Source organism: Pseudomonas karstica (genome assembly GCF_009707515.1).
In the GTDB taxonomy this organism is placed as follows: domain Bacteria; phylum Pseudomonadota; class Gammaproteobacteria; order Pseudomonadales; family Pseudomonadaceae; genus Aquipseudomonas; species Aquipseudomonas karstica.
Genome location: NZ_WLYI01000008.1, coordinates 84,354 through 103,991, shown reverse-complemented (window position 1 = coordinate 103,991; position 19,638 = coordinate 84,354). Strand labels below are relative to the sequence as shown.

Here is a 19,638-nt window from a genome sequence, read left to right as displayed (position 1 = left end):
CTCCCTCATTCAAACAGGGAGAGATCCATGAACCGCAGCCTGCTATTCAAACTCGGTGCCATCGCACTACTGATCCTGCTGTTGCTGATTCCGTTGCTGATGATCGACGGCATCATCAATGACCGCCAGCAGTTGCGCGACGGCGTGTTGATGGATATTGCCCGCAGTTCCAGCTACAGCCAGCGCTTGAGTGGGCCAGTGATGGTGGTGCCTTATCGCAAGACCCTTCGTGAGTGGAAGCTCAATGAAAAACTCAACAAGCGCTACGAGCAAACCCGGGAAGTGCGCGGTCGTCTGTATTTCCTGCCGGAGCACTTTGAACTCGACGGCCAGGTGCAAACCGAACTGCGGGCCCGGGGCATCTACCAGGCGCGGCTGTTCCATGCCGATAACCGCATCAGCGGGCGTTTTGTTTTGCCGGCGCAGTTGGGCATCCGTGAAAATTTTGCCGATTACCAGTTTGACCAGGCGTTTCTGGCGGTGGGCATCAGCGATATTCGCGGCATCGAGAATGCGCTGAAACTGGAGCTGGGCAGCCAGCGCCTGGAGTTCTCGCCGGGAACCCAAGTGGATTGGCTGGGGGAGGGCGTGCACGTGATGCTGCCCGAGCAAAACCGTCAAAAACCTGCGCCGCTGGACTTTGCTTTTGACCTGCGCCTGCAAGGCACCGAGCAACTGCAAGTGGTGCCGGTGGGCAAGACCAGCCAGGTGAAACTTGCGTCCAACTGGCCGCATCCCAGTTTTATCGGCAACTTCCTGCCAGCCCAGCGAGAGATCACCGACAAAGGCTTCACCGCCAATTGGCAGGCCTCGTTTTTTTCCACCAACCTTGAAGAGGTCCTGCGCGGCTGCCTGTCGGAACGCGGCTGTGAAGATTTCAACGGCCGCAGCTTCGGCGTGAGCTTTATCGACCCGGTGGATCAGTACCTCAAGAGCGACCGGGCGATCAAATATGCGTTGCTGTTTATCGCCCTGACCTTTGCCGGTTTCTTTCTGTTCGAGGTACTCAAGAGCCTGGCGGTGCACCCGATTCAGTACGCATTGGTGGGGGTGGCCCTGGCGTTTTTCTACCTGCTGTTATTGTCACTGTCCGAGCATATCGGCTTTGCCCTGGCGTACCTGTTGTCGGCCAGTGCCTGCGTGGTGCTGATCGGTTTTTATGTCTGCCACGTGCTGCGCAGCCTGGCCCATGGCCTGGGGTTTTCGGCGGGATTGGCGGCATTGTATGGCTTGCTGTACGGGCTGTTGAGTGCCGAGGATTACGCGCTGTTGATGGGCTCGCTGTTGCTGTTCGGCCTGCTGGGAACCGTGATGGTACTGACGCGCAAACTGGACTGGTATGGCGTGGGCAAGCGCAAGGGCGCCGAGCCCATGGTGTTTGACCTGGAGGCGGCGCATGAGTAGGTCGTTGGGGTTGCGCGAGGATCAGCGCGTAAGGGAGCAGTTGGTGGCGAGGATTACCGCGTTGTTCCCTGCGCCGCACAAGCCGGTGATCAAACCGGCGGTTGGGTCGCCATCATCGACGGCCGCAGGCTGACTTCGGTGTACCAGGCGGCCAACTGCGGATGGCTGGACCGCCATTGCATATCCGGGTGGCGGTAGTCCAGGTAGCCCAAGGCACAGGCCACGCTGATGGCGGCAACGTCAAAATGGCTGGTCAGTTCGGCGATGGCGTCCTGTTCCAGCATGCCGAGGGCGCGACGGATCTTGTTGCGCTGTTCCTCCAGCCATTGTTCCCAGTGTTTTTCCGCCGGGCGCAGGGCGGTTTCATAACGCACCACCACTGCCGCATCCATGATTCCGTCGGCGGTCGAGGCCAGGGTCAGGCGCCGCCAGCGGGCCGAGCCGTCACGGGGAATCAACGGGTTGCCGACGTGCTGGTGATCGAAGTAATCGAAGATCACCCGACTGTCGTGCAGCATGTTGCCGTCAGCCAGGCGCAGCGCCGGGATCTTGCCCAGCGGGTTACCGTCGTTCAACTGCTCGATCGGGTTGATCGGCGTGACCAGGACGGTCTGCAGGGCAACCCGGTCCTGCTGGCCGGTCTCATGGAGCAGCACCAGGACTTTGCGCACGAAGGGCGAAGCGGGATTGTGGAACAACGTCATGCTGGGAGCTGACATGAAGAATCCTCGGAAAAGGCCTAGCCTAGCTCAACGCTTGAGCAACGCCCAACTGCCAATCACCGACGGTATGCCCAGCCCGACCCAGCTCCATGAATCCCACACGCCATCCCCCAGCAGCGCGGCAAACAACCCGGCCGCGCTGAGCAGGCCAATCCCCAGGGGAATACTGAACACCTTCCAGAAGTTCGACTGCCTTGGCCTCATGACTTGCCCGCCTTGCGCCGTACCAGCCACAGATACACGCCACTGCCCAGCACGATGATGGTCAGCACATCCAGCACCGCCCAGAGGATCTTCATCGGCATGCCGCCGTAGTCGCCAAAGTGCAGCGGCTGGGACATGCCCATGGCGTCCATGTACCACGGCCGTTCGGCGATGGCGGTGACAGACAGGTTGCTGGCGTCGATCAGCACCGGCGTGAGCAGGTGCGAGGTCAGGTGGGTGCTGCCTTTCATAAACACGGCGTAATGGTGCTCGCTGGAAAACCGCGTGCCGGGGAAGGCGATAAAGTCGGGCTCCATGCCGGGGGCGGCTTTTTCGGCGATCTTCAGCAAGTCCGTGGCCGGCGCGCGCAGCGTCAGGGGTGGCGCACCTTTGTAGGGTTCGATCATTGCGCTCAGGCTGTCTGTGCGCCAGGCGGCGATGATCAAGTCGGCACAGGCGCTGATAACACCGGTCACACCCACCACCAGGGCCCAGGTCAGAGTGACCACGCCGAGCAGATTGTGCAGGTCGAGCCAGCGCAGCCGAGTGGATTTGTCCTGACGCACGGTGGCGAACTTCAAGCGGCGCATGAATGGCAGGTACAGCACCGTGCCGGAAACAATCGCCAGCACAAACAGAATGCCCATGAACGCCAGCAGCAGCTTGCCGGGCAAACCGGCGAACATATCCACATGCAGGCGCAGCAGGAACAGGGTCAGCCCGCCATTGGCTGAAGGTGTTTCCACCGCCTCGCCGGTGCGTGCGTCGAGCATGAAGGTGTGGGACGAATTGGGCTCGGTGCCGGCCGTGGCGGCCATGATCGCGATCACACCGTTTTTGTCATCCTCGTCCCAGGCCAGGTATTGCATGGCCTCGCCCGGGCGATGGGCCTGGGCCTTGGCCACAAGCTGCTCCAGGTTCAGTTGCGGGGTACCGGCCGGCATCTGCTTGAGCTCGGGTTCGTTGCCCAGCAGGTGATCGATCTCATGGTGAAAGATCAGCGGCAGGCCGGTCAGTGCGAGCATCAGCAGGAATACGGTGCAGACGAGGCTGGTCCAGGTGTGGATGAAGGACCAGCGGCGGATGGTTTTGCTTTTCATTTCATAGCCTTCAGACAAACCAAAAGCCGTCCTCTTGGGACGGCTTGGTTGTTAACTCAGCCGATTACCATTGGTAGGTGGCGCTGGCTACTACGCTGCGTTGGTCGCCGTAGTAGCAATAGGAAGCATCACAAGTGGAAATGTAGTCCTTGTCGAACAAATTGGTGGCGTTCAACTTCAAGGATGCACCTTTGAGACTGTTGTCCAGGCGGCCGAGGTCGTAATGCACAGCGGCATCGAACACCGTGTAGGCGTTGGCCTTACCCAGCCAGGTATTGCCTTGGTCGCCATAAGTATTACCGGTGTAGCGCGCACCCGCGCCAATGCCGAAACCGTCGAGCACGCCAGTGTGCCAAGTGTAGTCAGTCCACAGGGAGGCTTGCTGGTTTGGCATCAGTTGCAGGCGGTTGCCTTTGTATTGGCCTTTTTGCACCTCGGACTTAGCGAGGGTGTAAGCGGCGATGACCTTGAGGTTCTCGGTCACGTCAGATACCGCTTCCAGTTCCAGGCCTTTTACCTTCACTTCACCGGTTTGGTTGGTGACCGACTGGCCACCGGCCCCGAAGCTGGTGACCAGCACGTTCTTCTGGGTCAGGTCGTAGACCGCAGCACTGAGCAGGGTGTTTGAGCCGGGCGGCTGGTACTTGATCCCCAGTTCCCATTGCTTGCCTTCGGTGGGTTTGTACGACTCGGTCGGCGAGACGCTAGCGTTACTCGCTGGCTGGAACGATTCGGCGTAGGAGATGTACGGTACAAAGCCCGAGTCGAATACGTAGCTCAGCGCTGCGTTGCCACTGAAGTTCTTGCTGCGGTCAGTGTTGGTCGCGTCGTTTTTGTTGAAGTAAGTGGTGCCTTGATGCACCCAGTCTTCACGACCGCCCAGCGTTAGGCGCCACTTGTCCAGGGCCATCTGATCTTGCACGTAGAGACCAGTTTGCACGGTTTTCTGGTTGTAGTCGTAGTACGCAGTTGAGCGTGCCGGGCGCACCACCGGTTGGGTGTTGACCGGGTTGAAGATGTTGACGGTCCCTGCGGTACCGTAAATCGACAGGTACGAGGTGTCGGTGCGTTGATGATCCAGGCCGAGCAGTAGGGTGTGGGTGATGTCACCTGTGGCGAAGTCGGCCTGGAAGTTATTGTCGACCGCGAATTGACCAATGTTTTCGTCGACGTTGGTAGACGAGCGGCTGATATTGCCCGCAGCGTCAACCGGTGAGTAAGCATAGGAGCCCACGGTCAGTTGCTGGAAGGACAGCTCCGACTTGGTGTAACGCAGGTTCTGCTTGAACTGCCAGGTATCGTTGAAGCGATGTTCGAAGGCATAGCCCAGTGCGTAGTAGGTGCGGTCGTAGAACTCGTAGTCCGGGTCGCCCAGGTTCTTGTGATGCGACACCTCACCCAATGGCGATTTGATCTTGGTGCCTACTATCGGCAGGAACTGACTAGTGGCCCCAGTATCGTCGCGAGTGAACTGCGAGAGCAGGGTCAGCTTGGTGTCGGTGTCGATATTCCAGGTCAGGCTGGGGGCGATGTTGTAGCGCTTGTTGTCGATGTGATCGACCTGGGTGCCGGCATCACGCACTACGCCGCTGACACCGTAGAGAAACTGACCTTCATCATCGATCTTGCCAGTGCTGGCGAAATTGATTTGACGGTAATTGTCACTGCCATATTGCACCTGAATGGCACTGCTCGACTCAGCGCTGGGACGCCGGCTGACGATATCCAGGAGGCCGCCTGGTGGGGTTTGACCATAGACCGAGGAGGCCGGGCCACGCAGTAGAGCAATGCGGTCGAGGTTCCAGGTCTCTGCTTTCGGGTTGGCGTACACGCCTCTTGGCAATGGCAGGCCATCGAGGAACTGCGTGGGTTCGAAGCCGCGCACGCGCATCCAGTCGTAGCGAGTATCACTGCCGTAGCTGGCGGAAACGATGCCGGGCATGTACTTGACGGCGTCATCGAGATTCTGGACGTTGCGGTCCTGCATTTGCTTGCGGGTGGCGACGGAAATTGATCGCGGGGCTTCGACCAGTGCGGTATCTGTCTTCGTACCCGCCGCCGTACGCGTAGCAACATACCCCTCCACCGGTCCCCAAGCGCTTTCATAGTTGCCCTGGCCAATAATGCTGGTTTGCGGCAACGCCACGACTCCATCGGGAATCTCAACCAGGCTGAACGTACCCGCACTGCTCTGTTCCAACTGCAACCCGGTGCCACGCAACGCTTCGCGCAATGCACCCGGCGCATCGAACTGGCCTTGGACGGGAGCCGAGGTCTTGCCCGATGCCAGCGCCGGATTCAGCGTCAGCGCCAGGCCCGCCTGGCTGGCAATCTGGTTCAGGGTGCTGGACAACGGTGCGGCGGGCAGGTTGTAGGCCCGCACGCTGGACGCTTGTTCGGCGGCGATCAGTGGTGTGCTGGCCAGTGGGGCGCCGAGGGCAATGGCCACGGCCAACAGGCTGGGGCGCAACAAAGTGTCGAGCGAGCGGGACATGGAGCGGCTCCTGAATGAAAATATTTCTCAATTGCCTATGTGCCGAGCGAGATTCAAAAAGTGATAGGGGGGGATGAAAATAATTTCGATTTAGTAAGCGTGAACAAGTGATCGGCGATCCCTGTAGCCGCTGTCGAGGCACGAGGCTGCGATAAGGGCCGCAGGACCTTCAGCGGTTTCAAGGCAGCCCAAACGACTGCTGCGCAGCCGATCGCAGGCTGCGCCAGCGGCTACAGGAGTCACTTATCTCAAGGCCTGCTCGTCACTGTCACCCACCACGGTGTGTGCTGCTGGATCTGCACCGGCAACGTCGGTAGCAGCGCATTGAGTGCCAGGTCGGTATCGTGCAGTGGGAAGCTGCCGGTAATCCTCAGGTCGGCTACATGCTTGTCGACCCCCAGATGCCCGGTGCGATAGCGGCCCAGTTCCTCCACCACATCGCCCAGCCGTGCGTTGTCCACCACCAACATGCCGCGGGTCCAGGCATCGGTGCCTGGGGTGACGGCCAGCAGCGGGCCGAGGCCGTCGCTGCGCATCAGCACTTGTTGGCCTTCCTTGAAAACCTGTTCCTGATGCAACGCCAGGGGTTGGGCGGCGACGGCGGATTGCAACACGCTGAGCCGCGTGCCGGCGTCTTCGCGCTTGACGATAAACCGCGTGCCCAAAGGCCGCAGGCGGCCTTCGCGGGTTTCGACAATGAAGGGTCGGGCATCGTTGTGGCCGGTCTCGACAAGCATCTCGCCTGCCTGCAACACGATCAGCCGGCGCTTTTCGTCAAAGCGCACGTCGATGGCGCTGTGGGTGTTGAGGCTGATCACCGTGCCGTCTGCCAGTTTCAGCGTGCGCTGTTCGCCGGTGGCGGTGCGTTGGTCGGCCAGCCAATAGTTGATCGGCACATACCGCTGGCCCGCAAACAACCCCAGGCCGACGACTAGAACCACACTGGCCAGGCCGTTGCCGAGCTTGCGCACTCGTCGGCGGATGCCTGCGCGCGACTGCAACAAGGCGGCGCGCGCCGGGCCCGAGGCCACACCCACGCGCTGATCTAGCATGCCCAACTGGCGCCAGGCGCGGGCGTGCTCCTTGTCACTGGCCAGCCATTTGGCGAATTCCTCACGCTCCACGGCGCTGTCGTCACCCGAGCCCAGGGACAGTTGCCAGGCGATCGCGGCGTCCAGCACCCGGGCCGAGACTGGTTTGGAACTGACCTGGCTCATAGCGGCTCGCCATACAGCGCGACATAGCACTGGCGAATACCCTGGGCCAGGTACTGCCGCACCCGGGGTACCGACACGCCGAGGCGTTGGGCGATTTCGGCATGGCCCATACCGTCGAGGCGGTTATAAAGGAAGGCGGCGCGGGCCTTGCTGGAGAGTTTGCCCAGCAGGCGATCGATGGCCTTGAGGTCTTCGAGGATCAGTTGCTGCTCTTCCGGAGACGGATGTTCGCTTTCCGGGATCAGCATCAGTTCGGTGAGGTAGGCTTGTTCCAGGGCGGCGCGACGAAAATAATCGAACAGCAGGCCCTTGGCGATGGCCACCAGGAATGCCCGGGGTTCGCGGGGTTCGCGTAGTTCTTCACGGCCCAGCAGGCGCATGAAGGTGTCCTGGCTCAGGTCTTCGGCACGGCTGGGGCAGGCCACATTGCGTCGCAGCCACGCCAGCAGCCAGCCGCGATGGTCACGGTACAACGTGCCAACAAGCTCACTGTGGGGACTTTGGGCTGACGACAAGGCATCACCGATCGAAAATTTAAACTAACGAGAATTATTCGCGATTGTGTCAGAGGCGGAAGGTGGTGGCAATTGGCGTTGGTCGGGTGATGGCACTTGTCGCCACCTGTAGCCGCTGGCGCAGCCTGCGATCGGGCGCGCAGCGGCCGTAATCCCGGCACCGTCGCCCTTCTGATTCAGAAGGAGGGTGATTGCTGTCGGCGCTTCCACTGGCTCAACCGCTGCTGTAACGCCAATGGACTGTCCATTTGCTGCTGCCGTGCCCGGCTGAACAAAATCAACATCAGCTCTGCCGTGGCCAAAGCATCGGCGCTGGCGTGGTGGCGCTCGCCCACCTGCAGGTTGAAATGCCCGATCCAGTTATCCAGCCCGGCTTCGCGAATCGTGGCCTCGGGACACAGCAGAGGGGCGATGTCGGCTACGTCCAAAAACGGATGGCCCAGGCGGTAGTTCAAACTGTCCTTGAGCGCCCGCCCCAGCATGTGTTGATCGAACGGCGCATGAAAGGCCAGCAACGGGCTGTCGCCGACGAACTCCATGAAGTCCAGCAACGCCTTGGCGGGGTCGCAACCGGCGGCGATGGCGCTGGGCCCCAGGCCGTGGATCAGCACGCTGGGGTTGAGCTTGTTGTCGGCTCGATGGAGGGTGCGTTCGAACAGTTGGGAAAAGTCGACGGCGCCGTCCTCGATCACCACCGCGCCGATGGACAGCACCTGATCCCGGTTGAGGTTCAGGCCGCTGGTTTCCAGGTCCACTACCACCCAGCGCTGGTCCCGCAGTGAGCATGTTCCCAGCTCCCCTGGCGTGGGCAATTGCTCGACACGCCGCTGTAGCGTCGGGTCCAGGCCAGGCTTGGGTTTGCGCAGCCAACTGAACAGGCTCACAACTGATACCGAAAACTCAGGCTGCTTTGCAGGCGTTGGGCCTGGCGCAGGGACTCACGCAGGATGCGTCGGTCCAGGTGGTTGAGGCTGTCGGGGTCGACACGGTTGGAATAGGGCTGGTTTTCCCGGGTTTGCAGTTGGTGCTGTTGCATGCGGGTTTGCTGGATAAAGTGATAGGCCTCTTCATAGGCCGCGCCGTCCAAGGGTTCGATGACCTCCTTGGCCACCAACTGGCGCAGGCGCTCCAGGGTGTTGTTGGCGCTGATGCCGTTGGCCAGGGCCAGCAGGCGGGCACCGTCGACGAAGGGGGTCAGGCCTTGGACCTTGAGGTCGAGTGTGGCCTTTTCCGGACCCTTGCGCGTCAGCACAAAGTCACGGAAACGCCCCACCGGTGGCCGCTGGCGTAAGGCGTTCTCGGCCATCATGCGCTGGAACAAACGATTATCTGCCACTTGATCGAGAATCCCTGCGCGCAATTGCTCGCACCCTTGCTCATCGCCCCAGACCACCCGCAAATCGAAGTAGATACTTGAACCCAACACATTTTCCGGAGTTGCTTCGCGAATGAACCCGGCAAAACGCCGTGCCCATTCGGCGCGGGACAGGCATAGCTGCGGGTTACCGGCCATGATGTTGCCCTTGCACAGGGTAAAGCCACACAGCGCCAGGCTTTGGTTGATCTGCTGCGCCAACGGCAGCAAGCGGCTGCGAATCTCGGCGGCTTGCGCGGCGTCCTTGGCGTCGAACAGGATGCCGTTATCCTGATCGGTGTACAGCGTTTGTTCGCGACGGCCTTCGCTGCCAAAACACAACCAACTGAAAGGCACGCCGGGGTTGCCCTTGTCTGCCAGGGTCAGCTCGATAACTCGGCATACCGTGTGGTCGTTGAGCAGGGTGATGATGTGGGTGATCTGGGTCGACGACGCACCATGGGCCAGCATGCGTTCCACCAGTTGGCCGATTTCGCCACGGATCGCCACCAGGTTTTCCACCCGGGGCGCGTTGCGGATGGTCCGGGACAGGTGCACCAGGTCCACCCGCTGCAGGGAAAACAGGTCACGCTCGGAGACCACGCCGCACAGGCGCTGGTCCTTGACCAGGCAGACGTGGGCGATATGCCGCTCGGTCATGGCGATGGCCGCATCGAACGCACTGTGGTCCGGGCTGAGGAAGAACGGCGCCTGGGTCATATGGCGCTCAATGTCTTGGTTGAAATCACTGGTGCCGTCGGCCACCACCTGGCGCAGGTCGCGCAGGGTGAAAATCCCCAGGGGCGTTTTATGCTCGTCCACCACCACAATGCTGCCCACTTGCTGTTCATGCATCAGCGTCACGGCTTCGCGCAAGGGGGTCTGCGGACTGCAGGCCACCGGATGGCGCATGGCCAGGTCACCCAGGCGAGTGTTCAAGGAATATTGAGTGCCGAGGGTTTCCACGGCTTTTTGCTGGACTTGCTGGTTGACCTGATCCAACAAGCTGCTCACTCCGCGCAAAGCGAAGTCGCGGAACGGGCTGGAGAGGGCGAACAACTTGATAAACGCCGGCTTGTTCAACTGCAGGCAGAAGGTGTCTTCGGCGGCCTTGTGTTCGGTGCGGGTTGCCCGCTCCCCCAACAGTGCCGCCAGGGGGAAACATTCACCCGCGGTGATTTCAAAGGTGGTTTCGGTCCCGCCCTTGGCCGTGTGTGGGCGCTCGCCCACCACGCGCCCCTGTTTGACGATGTAGAAGTGTTCTACCGGCCCACCCGAGGGTTTGAGAATGCTCTCGCCTGGCCCGTAGAAGCGTAATTGGCACTGTTCCACCAGAAACGCCAAGTGGGCATTTTCCATTTGGTTGAACGGCGGGAAGCGTTGCAGGAGTTGCAGGGTACCTTGGATGTTCTGCAGCACAGCGGTTTTCCCCGCTTGTGCGAAAGCATCAGCTTTACTCATAACCATGACCGCAGTTTTTGTCGTTGTCGTTCTGCATGGTCGACTCCTGCGCGATGGGTGCCCATTGGACGTAAGTCTAGGTGGTGATGCAATCGCCAAAAACCAGGGAAAAACCTTACGTGAATATCGTCTAAGTCCTGCAAAACCGCCCTAGGAAAATTTTCCGACGAAGTGCACATTGAGCGCCCTTCTGGCGATGTCTTATTTCTGAAGCTGGGAGATTGTTGAGAGTTATTAGAGAACCGTATGCCTGACCACGATATTTTGAGTGATGCCGAGCGCGAAGCGCTAAGCGCTGTGATGCTCGAGCCTGATTTACCGCCGCAACGGGTTTTGATCGTGGATGACGACCAGGACGCGCGCGAACTGTTGGCGGAAATCCTGAGCCAGGACGGTATTCGCTGCATGACCGCCGCCAGCGGCGAGGCCGCGTGGGCGTTGTTGAAGTCCAGCAGTAGCTCCATCGGTTTGTTGATCACCGACCTGCGCATGGAGCCCAGCAATGGTTTGGAATTAATTCGTCAGGTGCGCAGTTCCCCCCGAGCGGCCTTGCCGATCATCGTTATGTCCGGCGATGCCGAGGCGCCAGACGTGATCGACGCCATGCATATGGACGTGGTGGATTTTTTGCTCAAGCCGCTTGATAGCGAGAAGCTGGCGAGGATGGTGAAGCGCGAGTTGGGGATGGTCCCGTAGGTAGGAGCGAGCTTGCCCACGAAAATCGTCAACGATAACGCGGGCATTATGGATAACCGCTGTGACCTCTGGTTTTTCGCGAGCAAGCTGGCGCCTGCAACAAACGCCAAAGCCCCCTGGATTTTCATCCAGGGGGCTTTTTGGTTTTCAGCGTTTACTCACAGGCCATTCTTGGCCTTGAACTCCCGACGCCGACGATGCAGCACCGGCTCGGTATAGCCGTTAGGCTGTTTGGTCCCTTCAATCACCAACTCCACTGCCGCCTGGAAGGCGATGTTGCTGTCGAAGTCCGGGGCCAGCGGACGGTACAGCGCGTCACCCGCGTTCTGACGGTCCACCACCGGCGCCATGCGCTTGAGGCTTTCCATCACCTGGGCTTCGTTGACGATGCCATGGCGCAACCAGTTGGCGATCATCTGGCTGGAGATGCGCAGGGTGGCGCGGTCTTCCATCAGGCCAATGTCATTGATGTCCGGCACTTTCGAACAGCCAACACCCTGGTCGATCCAGCGCACCACGTAACCGAGGATGCCCTGGGCGTTGTTGTCCAGTTCGTTGCGGACTTCGGCGTCGGACCAATCCGTGTTGCTGGCCAGGGGAATGGTCAGGATGTCGTCCACCGACGCGCGTTCGCGCTTGGCCAGTTCGGCCTGGCGGGCGAACACGTCGACCTTGTGATAGTGCAGTGCGTGCAGCGCAGCGGCGGTCGGCGACGGCACCCAGGCGGTGTTGGCGCCGGCCAGCGGGTGAGCGATTTTCTGCTCGAGCATGGCGGCCATCAGGTCGGGCATGGCCCACATGCCTTTACCAATCTGCGCACGACCTTGCAGGCCGGTGCTCAAACCGATATCGACGTTCCAGTTTTCATAGGCGCCGATCCATTTTTCAGTCTTCATTGCCGCCTTGCGCACCATCGCGCCGGCTTCCATGGAGGTGTGGATTTCGTCGCCGGTGCGGTCGAGGAAGCCGGTGTTGATAAACACCACCCGCTCGCTGGCGGCCTTGATGCAAGCCTTGAGGTTGACCGTGGTACGGCGCTCCTCGTCCATGATCCCGACCTTGAGGGTGTTACGCGCCAGGTTCAGCACTTCTTCAATACGGCCGAACAGCTCGTTGGTAAATGCCGCTTCTTCAGGGCCGTGCATTTTCGGTTTAACGATATAGACCGAACCGGTGCGGCTGTTCTTGCGGCTGTTGTTGCCATTGAGGCTGTGGACTGCCGCCAGGCTGGTGAGCAGACCATCGAGGATGCCTTCCGGCACTTCGTTGGCGTCTTTGTCGAGGATCGCGTCGATGGTCATCAGGTGCCCGACGTTGCGCACGAACAGCAGCGAACGGCCATGCAACGTCACGGGCAGCCCATCGACACCGGTGTAGCTGCGGTCGGCGTTCATGGTACGGGTGAAGGTCTTGCCACCCTTGGCCACCTCTTCGGCCAGGTTGCCTTTCATCAGGCCGAGCCAGTTGCGGTAGATCACCACTTTGTCATCGGCATCGACGGCGGCGACGGAGTCTTCGCAGTCCATGATGGTGGTCAGCGCGGCTTCCATCAGGATGTCTTTGACACCGGCGGCATCGGTCTGGCCGACCGGGGTGCTGGCGTCGATCTGGATCTCGAAATGCAGGCCGTGGTTTTTCAGCAGGATCGCGATGGGTTTGGCGGCATCGCCCTGGTAGCCGATCAGTTGGGCATCGTTACGCAGGCCGCTGTTGCTGCCACCCTTGAGGCTGACCACCAACTTGGCGTCGACGATTTTGTAGCCGGTGGAGTCAATGTGGCTGCCGGCGGTAAGGGGGGCGGCTTCATCGAGGAAGGCGCGGGCGAAGGCGATGACCTTGTCGCCACGCACCTTGTTGTAGCCCTGGCCTTTCTCGGCGCCGTCGGCGTCGCTGATGGCGTCGGTGCCATACAGCGCGTCGTACAGCGAACCCCAGCGCGCATTGGAGGCATTGAGGGCGAAACGGGCGTTCATCACCGGTACCACCAGTTGCGGGCCGGCCATGCGTGCGATTTCATCATCGACATTTTCGGTCGAGGCCTGGAAATCCGCAGCTTCTGGCAGCAGGTATCCGATGTCGTGCAAGAAGGCCTTGTAGGCCACCGGATCATGAGCCTGGCCTGCGTGGGCCTGATGCCAGGTGTCGATTCGCGCTTGGAAATCGTCGCGTTTGGCGAGTAGGGCTTTGTTCTTCGGCGCCAGGTCGTGGATGACCTTGTCGGCACCGGCCCAGAACTGGTCGGCGGTGAGGCCGGTACCGGGAATGGCTTCGTTGTTCACGAAGTCGAACAGGACTTTGGCGACCTGCAGGCCACCGACTTGAACGTGTTCAGTCATTGCTTGCCTCACTCTGCGGAGCTTAATTCGCTTTTCAGCTTTTTCAATTTACCAATGAAGCCTCTGGCCATTTAAACCACAAACCCTGGGCACCAGTACATGCCATAGATGGCGGCTGGGTGGTTCCAATCAACGGCAAAGCCTTGCTGACGGGGTGTTCGAGGTTACTACGGCGTCTTGGCGGACATCGACTTAACGTTATGTAGTGCGCGGTTTGGCATACTACATGATGAGTTGCGGTTGTGAAAATTAGACTAAATACGTCGTTTAACGACCCGCTGTGGTCGTATGGTCACGGCGGGGTATAGGATGTTCTCAAAAAACTATTGGATTGTTCCATATAAAAATAAAAATGGTACACGATTTGTTTTCATGGGCGCCTGCGTCCACCTTGTGTAGGAGCGAGTTTGCTTGCGAAAAACCCAAGGCATAGTGTTTCGTCAGGATGCCCGCGTTATCGTTGACGTTTATCGCGAGCAAGCTCGCTCCTACAAAAATCACCAGAGGGCTGCGTCATGGATCATCTCGTACTGACTATCATCGCCGCGGACAAGCCGGGCCTGGTTGAACGTATCGCGCAATGCATCGCCGTCCACGGTGGCAACTGGCTGGAAAGCCGCATGGCGCACATGGCCGGGCAGTTTGCCGGGATCCTGCGGGTGAGTGTGCCGGCTGAAAGCCGTGAGGAGTTGGTGGATGCGCTGGAGGATCTCTCAACCCACGGCATTCGGGTATTGGTCGGCGAGAGCAGTGCTGGGCAAACCTCGCAGAGCAAGCCGATCTCGATGACGTTGGTCGGCAATGACCGCCCGGGAATTGTGCGCGAGATTACCGCGTTACTGAGCAAGCAGGGTGTCAACCTGGAACGCCTGGCCACCGATGTGCGCCCGGCGCCTATGAGCGGTGACCCACTGTTTCATGCCGAAGCTTCATTGGCGGTGCCATCGACGTTGTCACTGGACACGCTGCAAGCTGCGCTGGAAACCTTGGCCGACGACTTGATGGTGGAACTGGAGTTGCGCAGCGAGGAATAACTGCCCACAACGTTGTTCATGGAAATCTTGCATGGGCCTGTGGATAACCTGTAGAGATCCGGCGCCAGGCCACACCCGCCGGGGCTCTTCTTCGGTTGGGCAAAAAACGAGCAGTTTCAAGGGGTTGTGCACAAACGCCGGGGACCCGCATGTGGATAACCTTGGGGTAGATGCCTGCAAGCCACGATAGCTGTGGCTTGCAGAGGTTTGTATGTTATTTGATCAGCGTTTACGCAGGCTCAGCCAGGCATCGACGCTGTAGACCGCCAGGCCGGCCCAGATAAACAGGAAGGCAATCAGGCTGCTGGAGGTCAGGTGCTCATCGAACAACAGCACCGCTTGCAACAGCACCAAGGTGGGCGCCAGGTATTGCAGGAAGCCCAGGGTGGTGTAGGGCAAGTGCCGTGCTGCAGCGTTGAAGCACACCAGCGGGACCAGTGTTATGGGGCCGGCGGCGATCAGCCACCAGGCTTCGGACGTGCCCCAGAATTCCATTTGCGCACTGTGGGCTGTGGGGTTGAACAGCAACCAGGCCACCGCAATCGGCACCAACATCCAGGTTTCCACCACCAGCCCCGGCAGTGCCTTGACCGGCGCCTGTTTACGGATCAAACCATAGAAACCGAATGACAGCGCCAGCACCAGGGAGACCCACGGCAAACTGCCGACCTGCCACACCTGTTGCGCTACACCCAAGGCGGCGAGCCCGACGGCCACCCATTGCAGACGGCGCAGGCGTTCGCCCAGGATCAGCATGCCCAGCAACACATTGACCAGTGGGTTGATGTAGTAGCCGAGGCTGGCTTCCAGCATGCGGCCGCTGTTGACCGACCAGACATAGGTCAGCCAGTTGCCTGCGATCAAAGAGCCGCTTAGCGCCAGGACTGCCAAGCGCTTGGGATTGTCTCGCAGTTCGCGCCACCAGCCAGGGTGTTTCCAGACCATCAACAGCAGGCTGCCAAACAGCGCCGACCAAAGCACGCGGTGGACGATGATTTCCACGGCGGGAACGCTGGCGATGGCTTTGAAATAGAGCGGGAACAAGCCCCAAATGATGTAGGCACTCAGGCCCAATATGTATCCGCGACGGGGATTGGCGGCTTGCATGCAGAATCCTTGCTTAGGCAGCTAACAAAGCGCGATTGTAAATGGATTTAGTGATTGTTCCCACGCTCTGCGTGGGAATGCAGCCCGTGACGCTCTGCGTCGCACCTTGCACAAGGCTTGAGTCGTGCGCGCATGGCGGGACGCGGAGCGTCCCAAGAGGCATTCCCACGCGGAGCATGGGAACGAGCGGGGTCAGAACAATTTCAGCGGTTCTTCGTTGAGCGCCGACAACTGTTCGCGCAACGCCAGCACCTGATCACCCCAATACCGCTCGGAGCCAAACCACGGGAAGCTATGGGGGAACGCCGGGTCGTCCCAGCGGCGTGCGAGCCAGGCGCTGTAATGCATCAGGCGAAGGGCGCGCAGGGGTTCGATCAGCGCCAGCTCGCGTGGGTCGAAATCGTGGAACTCCTGATAGCCGTCCATCAATTCCGACAACTGCCCCAGGCATTCCTGGCGATCACCGGCGAGCATCATCCACAGGTCTTGCACCGCTGGCCCCATGCGGCAGTCGTCGAGGTCGACGATGTGAAACATCTCGTCGCGGCACATCATGTTGCCGGGATGGCAGTCGCCGTGCATGCGGATGTTCTTGTGGGGAGTGGCCTGATACACCTCTTCCACGCGCTTGAGCAGGTCGCGGGCCACGGACTCGTAGGCCGGCAGCAGGCTCTTGGGAATGAAGTTGCCTTCCAGCAGGGTGCTCAGGGAATCGTGTCCGAAGTTCTTCACCCCCAGGGCTTCGCGGTGTTCAAACGGACGAGTGGAACCGACCGCGTGCAAGCGGCCCAGCAGTTGCCCGAGGCGATACAGTTGATCGAGATTGCCCGGTTCCGGCGCACGGCCTCCGCGACGGGGAAACAGGGTGAAGCGAAAACCTTGGTGTTCGAACAGGCTTTCGCCGTTGTGAATCAGTGGTGCTACCACCGGCACGTCGCACTCGGCCAGCTCGAAGGTGAAACGATGTTCTTCCAGGATCGCTTCGTTGGTCCAGCGCTGGGGCCGGTAGAACTTGGCGATCAAGGGTTGGCTGTCTTCGATGCCGACCTGATAGACACGGTTTTCGTAGCTGTTGAGCGCGAGGATGCGGGCGTCACTGAGAAAACCGATGCTCTCGACAGCGTCGAGCACCAGGTCAGGGGTAAGTGTTTCAAACGGGTGGGCCATGCGAACTCCTGCGCGCAGCAGGGCGCCGCGTCCGACCGGGTATGGTAGCGCACACCGGGCCAGATAGGTGGGGGGCCGGATCAAGCACCGACGATCCCGCCATCCTCACGCCGAATCGCCATCACCGACGACCGCGGCTTGCCATTGGGCAAATGCTCCGGCCAGGTCGAACCACCCGTTTCCCCCGGATGCTGAATCCCCACAAACAGGGTTTTCTGGTCCGGCGAAAAACTGATCCCCGTCACTTCACACGACACCGGCCCAACCATGAATCGTCGAATCTCACCGGTACTCGGATCGGCGCAGAGCATCTGGTTATTGCCCATGCCGGCAAAGTCGCCACTGTTGCTGTAGTCGCCATCGGTGAGAATCCACAGCCGCCCGCCCTTGTCGAAGCCCAGGCCATCGGGGCTGTTGAACATGTTTTGTGGATTGATGTTGGACGAACCAGCCTTGGGCGACCCGGCATGTACGCCCGGGTTACCGGCCACTACAAACAGGTCCCAGGAAAAATCCAGAGCACCGTGATCATCGGCGTTGGCCTTCCAGCGCAGGATCTGGCCGTAGAGGTTTTTCTCCCGCGGGTTTGGCCCGCCCACCGGTTGGCCTTCTTCGCCGCGTTTGGCGTTGTTGGTCAGGGTGCAATACACCTGGCCGTCGGTAGGGCTGACCACGATCCATTCCGGGCGATCCATGCGCGTGGCTTTCACGACGCTGGCGGCCAGGCGGGCGTGGATCAGCACTTCGGCCTGGTTGGCAAAACCGCTGCTGGCATCAATGCCGTGCTTGCCGAAGGTCAACTCGACCCACTGGCCCTGGCCTTTAGGGTGCTCGGCATTGCCATCGCCGGCGTCGAAAAGCGCCACGTATAGAGTGCCGTGGTCCAGCAGGTCTTTATTGGCCTTGGGGTTCTGGTGATTGATCTTGTCGCGGCTGATGAACTTGTAGATGAACTCACCGCGTTCGTCGTCGCCCATGTACACCACGGCGCGGCCATCGCGGGTTTCGGCCAGGGCTGCGTTTTCGTGCTTGAAGCGGCCCAGGGCGGTGCGCTTGACCGGGGTGGACTGGGGGTCGAACGGGTCGATTTCCACCACCCAGCCATGACGGTTGAGTTCGTTGGGGTTCTTCGCCATGTCAAAGCGCGGGTCGTGCAGGTGCCAGTTGATTTCTTTGCTGGCGGCCACCACACCATAGCGTTTTTGCCCGGCGTCGAAGGCTTGTTGTGGGTTGCTGCTGCCGAAGCAGTCAGTGAAGTTTTCTTCGCAGGTCAGGTAAGTGCCCCACGGGGTCTTGCCGTTGGCGCAGTTCTGGAATGTACCCAGGACCTTTTCCCCGCTCTTGTCGGCATTGGTTTTCAGCCAGTCGTGACCGGCCGCCGGTCCGCCCAGGCGCAGGGGCGAGTTGCCGTGGATACGCCGGTTGTAGGGCGAGTCCTGGACGAACTGCCAGTTGTCCCCCTGGCGTTTGATTTCGATCACCGATACGCCTTCGCTGGCCAGGGCCTTGCGCACGTCTTCGGCCGATTGCGGCGCGCCGCCGTGGGCGAACAGGTAGTGGTAATTGGTGTATTCGTTGTTGATTGCCATCAGCGCCCGGTTGTTGTCGCCAGGGAATGGAAACAGGCTCATACCGTCGTTGTTGTCACCGAACTGCTGTTCCTGGGCCTTGGCCGTGCCGTTGCCGCTGGGATCGAAGGCCGGGGCGTTCTTGTGCAGGGGCTGGCCCCAACTGATCAGTACCGATGAGGTGTAGCCCGGTGGCAAGGTAAGGGTGTCGCTAGTGGCGGCGGCAATACTGGCAAAGCCCAGCAATGGGCTATTGGAGGCGCTGCTGACGCCGGTGGCCAGGGCGCTACGAGTCAGCAGGTTGCCACCGAGGAACATTGCGGCACCGCACAGGGCACCGGCACCGATAAAGCGGCGGCGGCTGAGGCCGGCCATCTGTTCCAGGTCGGTGGCTTGGTTTTCTTCTAATAGGCTCATAGTCAGGTTCCCTGCGGGTTTTGCAGACACCTTAAGGACTGGCCATGACGAAATTGTTGCAGTTTTAATTTATGCCGGTATGCCCAGTAATACGTTGCTGGGCGCGAACTGCACCTGGATGGCTTTTCCGGCACCAGCGCCCAGGGCCGTGAGCTCGTCGGGCTGCGCCAGGGCACATAGAACCTGACCATTGGGCAGGACGATCCGGACCTCGCTGGGGCCGTCGTCCCCATCGAGAATGGCCTCGATGTTGCCGCTCATGCAATTGTGCCCAGGTAGTGCGGCGTGTTCGGCCGCGATGATTTCCAGCCAGCCCGCCTTGATCAACGCCACCACCTCTGTGCCAACCTCCAACTCCAGGCGCAGGGTGCTGTCATGGGTGATCTGTGCATCAAGGGTCAGGCCGGCGGCCAGTTCCAGGCGGATCAGGTCATTGCGGCCATGGTTGTCCAGGGCGATGACTTTGCCATGCAACTGGTTGCGGGCGCTGGTGCGCAGCATCAGGCGGCCGAGCAGGTCAAGGTCGCTGGCGTCTTCGGCGGTGTCCAGTACCTGGGCTTGCAGCACTTGCAGGCGTTGGTAAAGACGCAACACCCGTTCGCCTTCAGCGGATAATCGCGCGCCCCCACCTCCCTTGCCGCCGACACTGCGTTCCACCAGCGGTTTTTGCGCCAGGTTGTTCAACTCATCAATGGCATCCCAGGCGGCTTTGTAGCTCAGCCCGGCGCTTTTTGCCGCCCGTGTGATGGAGCCCTGCTCGGCGATGTGTTGCAACAAGGCAATGCGCTGGGGGCGACGGACGATGTGCTGGCTCAGCAGGGTCGGTAAAGGCATGGCGAACG

Annotated in this window: 16 protein-coding genes; 3 read left to right on the top strand and 13 right to left on the bottom strand. The window is 60.4% G+C overall.

The features are described 5' to 3' along the window. Nucleotides 1–27 precede the first annotated feature (27 nt). Nucleotides 28–1,404, top strand: coding sequence for a cell envelope integrity protein CreD (gene creD, locus GIR22_RS08065; protein WP_154742823.1), 1,377 nt, complete (start codon nt 28–30; stop codon nt 1,402–1,404). An 89-nt stretch (nt 1,405–1,493) separates the two neighbouring features. Here creD and GIR22_RS08060 read toward each other — a convergent pair whose 3' ends face one another. The 8 genes from GIR22_RS08060 to GIR22_RS08030 all read right to left on the bottom strand — a co-directional run bounded on the left by GIR22_RS08060 (nt 1,494) and on the right by GIR22_RS08030 (nt 10,471). Next, nucleotides 1,494–2,123: a glutathione S-transferase gene (locus GIR22_RS08060; RefSeq protein WP_154742822.1), complete on the bottom strand. Its 630-nt coding sequence runs from the start codon at nt 2,121–2,123 to the stop codon at nt 1,494–1,496. A 30-nt stretch (nt 2,124–2,153) separates the two neighbouring features. Then, nucleotides 2,154–2,330, bottom strand: coding sequence for a hypothetical protein (locus tag GIR22_RS25940; protein ID WP_178122155.1), 177 nt, complete (start codon nt 2,328–2,330; stop codon nt 2,154–2,156). Further along, complete coding sequence (locus GIR22_RS08055; RefSeq protein ID WP_154742821.1) at nt 2,327–3,430, bottom strand: PepSY-associated TM helix domain-containing protein; 1,104 nt, start codon at nt 3,428–3,430, stop codon at nt 2,327–2,329. The genes GIR22_RS25940 and GIR22_RS08055 overlap by 4 nt, the downstream gene beginning before the upstream one ends. 64 nt (nt 3,431–3,494) lie before the next feature. Further along, the gene (locus tag GIR22_RS08050) at nt 3,495–5,924 is read right to left on the bottom strand and encodes a TonB-dependent siderophore receptor (RefSeq protein WP_154742820.1); all 2,430 of its coding nucleotides are present in this window, start codon (nt 5,922–5,924) and stop codon (nt 3,495–3,497) included. Nucleotides 5,925–6,172: 248 nt separating this feature from the next. Beyond that, the gene (locus GIR22_RS08045; protein ID WP_154742819.1) at nt 6,173–7,141 is read right to left on the bottom strand and encodes a FecR domain-containing protein; all 969 of its coding nucleotides are present in this window, start codon (nt 7,139–7,141) and stop codon (nt 6,173–6,175) included. Continuing rightward, the gene (locus tag GIR22_RS08040; RefSeq protein ID WP_154742818.1) at nt 7,138–7,656 is read right to left on the bottom strand and encodes an RNA polymerase sigma factor; all 519 of its coding nucleotides are present in this window, start codon (nt 7,654–7,656) and stop codon (nt 7,138–7,140) included. Before GIR22_RS08040 ends, GIR22_RS08045 begins: the two co-directional genes overlap by 4 nt. 176 nt (nt 7,657–7,832) lie before the next feature. Beyond that, on the bottom strand, nt 7,833–8,540 hold the full coding sequence (locus GIR22_RS08035; protein WP_178122154.1) for an exonuclease domain-containing protein: 708 nt from the start codon (nt 8,538–8,540) through the stop codon (nt 7,833–7,835). Continuing rightward, entirely contained in the window at nt 8,537–10,471 is a 1,935-nt protein-coding gene (locus GIR22_RS08030; RefSeq protein WP_343039641.1) for a putative nucleotidyltransferase substrate binding domain-containing protein, read from the bottom strand. Before GIR22_RS08030 ends, GIR22_RS08035 begins: the two co-directional genes overlap by 4 nt. A gap of 246 nt (nt 10,472–10,717) precedes the next feature. Between GIR22_RS08030 and GIR22_RS08025 the strand changes: the two genes are divergently transcribed. Continuing rightward, the gene (locus GIR22_RS08025; RefSeq protein ID WP_154742816.1) at nt 10,718–11,167 is read left to right on the top strand and encodes a response regulator; all 450 of its coding nucleotides are present in this window, start codon (nt 10,718–10,720) and stop codon (nt 11,165–11,167) included. A 158-nt stretch (nt 11,168–11,325) separates the two neighbouring features. Here GIR22_RS08025 and GIR22_RS08020 read toward each other — a convergent pair whose 3' ends face one another. Beyond that, nucleotides 11,326–13,503: a malate synthase G gene (locus GIR22_RS08020; RefSeq protein WP_154742815.1), complete on the bottom strand. Its 2,178-nt coding sequence runs from the start codon at nt 13,501–13,503 to the stop codon at nt 11,326–11,328. Nucleotides 13,504–14,018: 515 nt separating this feature from the next. Here GIR22_RS08020 and GIR22_RS08015 point away from each other — a divergent pair. Further along, on the top strand, nt 14,019–14,537 hold the full coding sequence (locus tag GIR22_RS08015; RefSeq protein ID WP_154742814.1) for a glycine cleavage system transcriptional repressor: 519 nt from the start codon (nt 14,019–14,021) through the stop codon (nt 14,535–14,537). A gap of 222 nt (nt 14,538–14,759) precedes the next feature. Here GIR22_RS08015 and rarD read toward each other — a convergent pair whose 3' ends face one another. From rarD to GIR22_RS07995, 4 genes are all read right to left on the bottom strand, one after another. Continuing rightward, the gene (gene rarD, locus GIR22_RS08010; protein ID WP_154742813.1) at nt 14,760–15,644 is read right to left on the bottom strand and encodes an EamA family transporter RarD; all 885 of its coding nucleotides are present in this window, start codon (nt 15,642–15,644) and stop codon (nt 14,760–14,762) included. A gap of 192 nt (nt 15,645–15,836) precedes the next feature. Next, a complete protein-coding gene (locus GIR22_RS08005; RefSeq protein WP_154742812.1) occupies nt 15,837–16,811 on the bottom strand; it encodes a serine/threonine protein kinase in 975 nt (324 codons plus the stop codon). 80 nt (nt 16,812–16,891) lie between these two features. After that, on the bottom strand, nt 16,892–18,796 hold the full coding sequence (locus GIR22_RS08000) for a PhoX family protein (protein WP_154742811.1): 1,905 nt from the start codon (nt 18,794–18,796) through the stop codon (nt 16,892–16,894). Nucleotides 18,797–18,865: 69 nt separating this feature from the next. Continuing rightward, the gene (locus tag GIR22_RS07995; RefSeq protein ID WP_154742810.1) at nt 18,866–19,630 is read right to left on the bottom strand and encodes a TOBE domain-containing protein; all 765 of its coding nucleotides are present in this window, start codon (nt 19,628–19,630) and stop codon (nt 18,866–18,868) included. Nucleotides 19,631–19,638 lie beyond the last annotated feature (8 nt).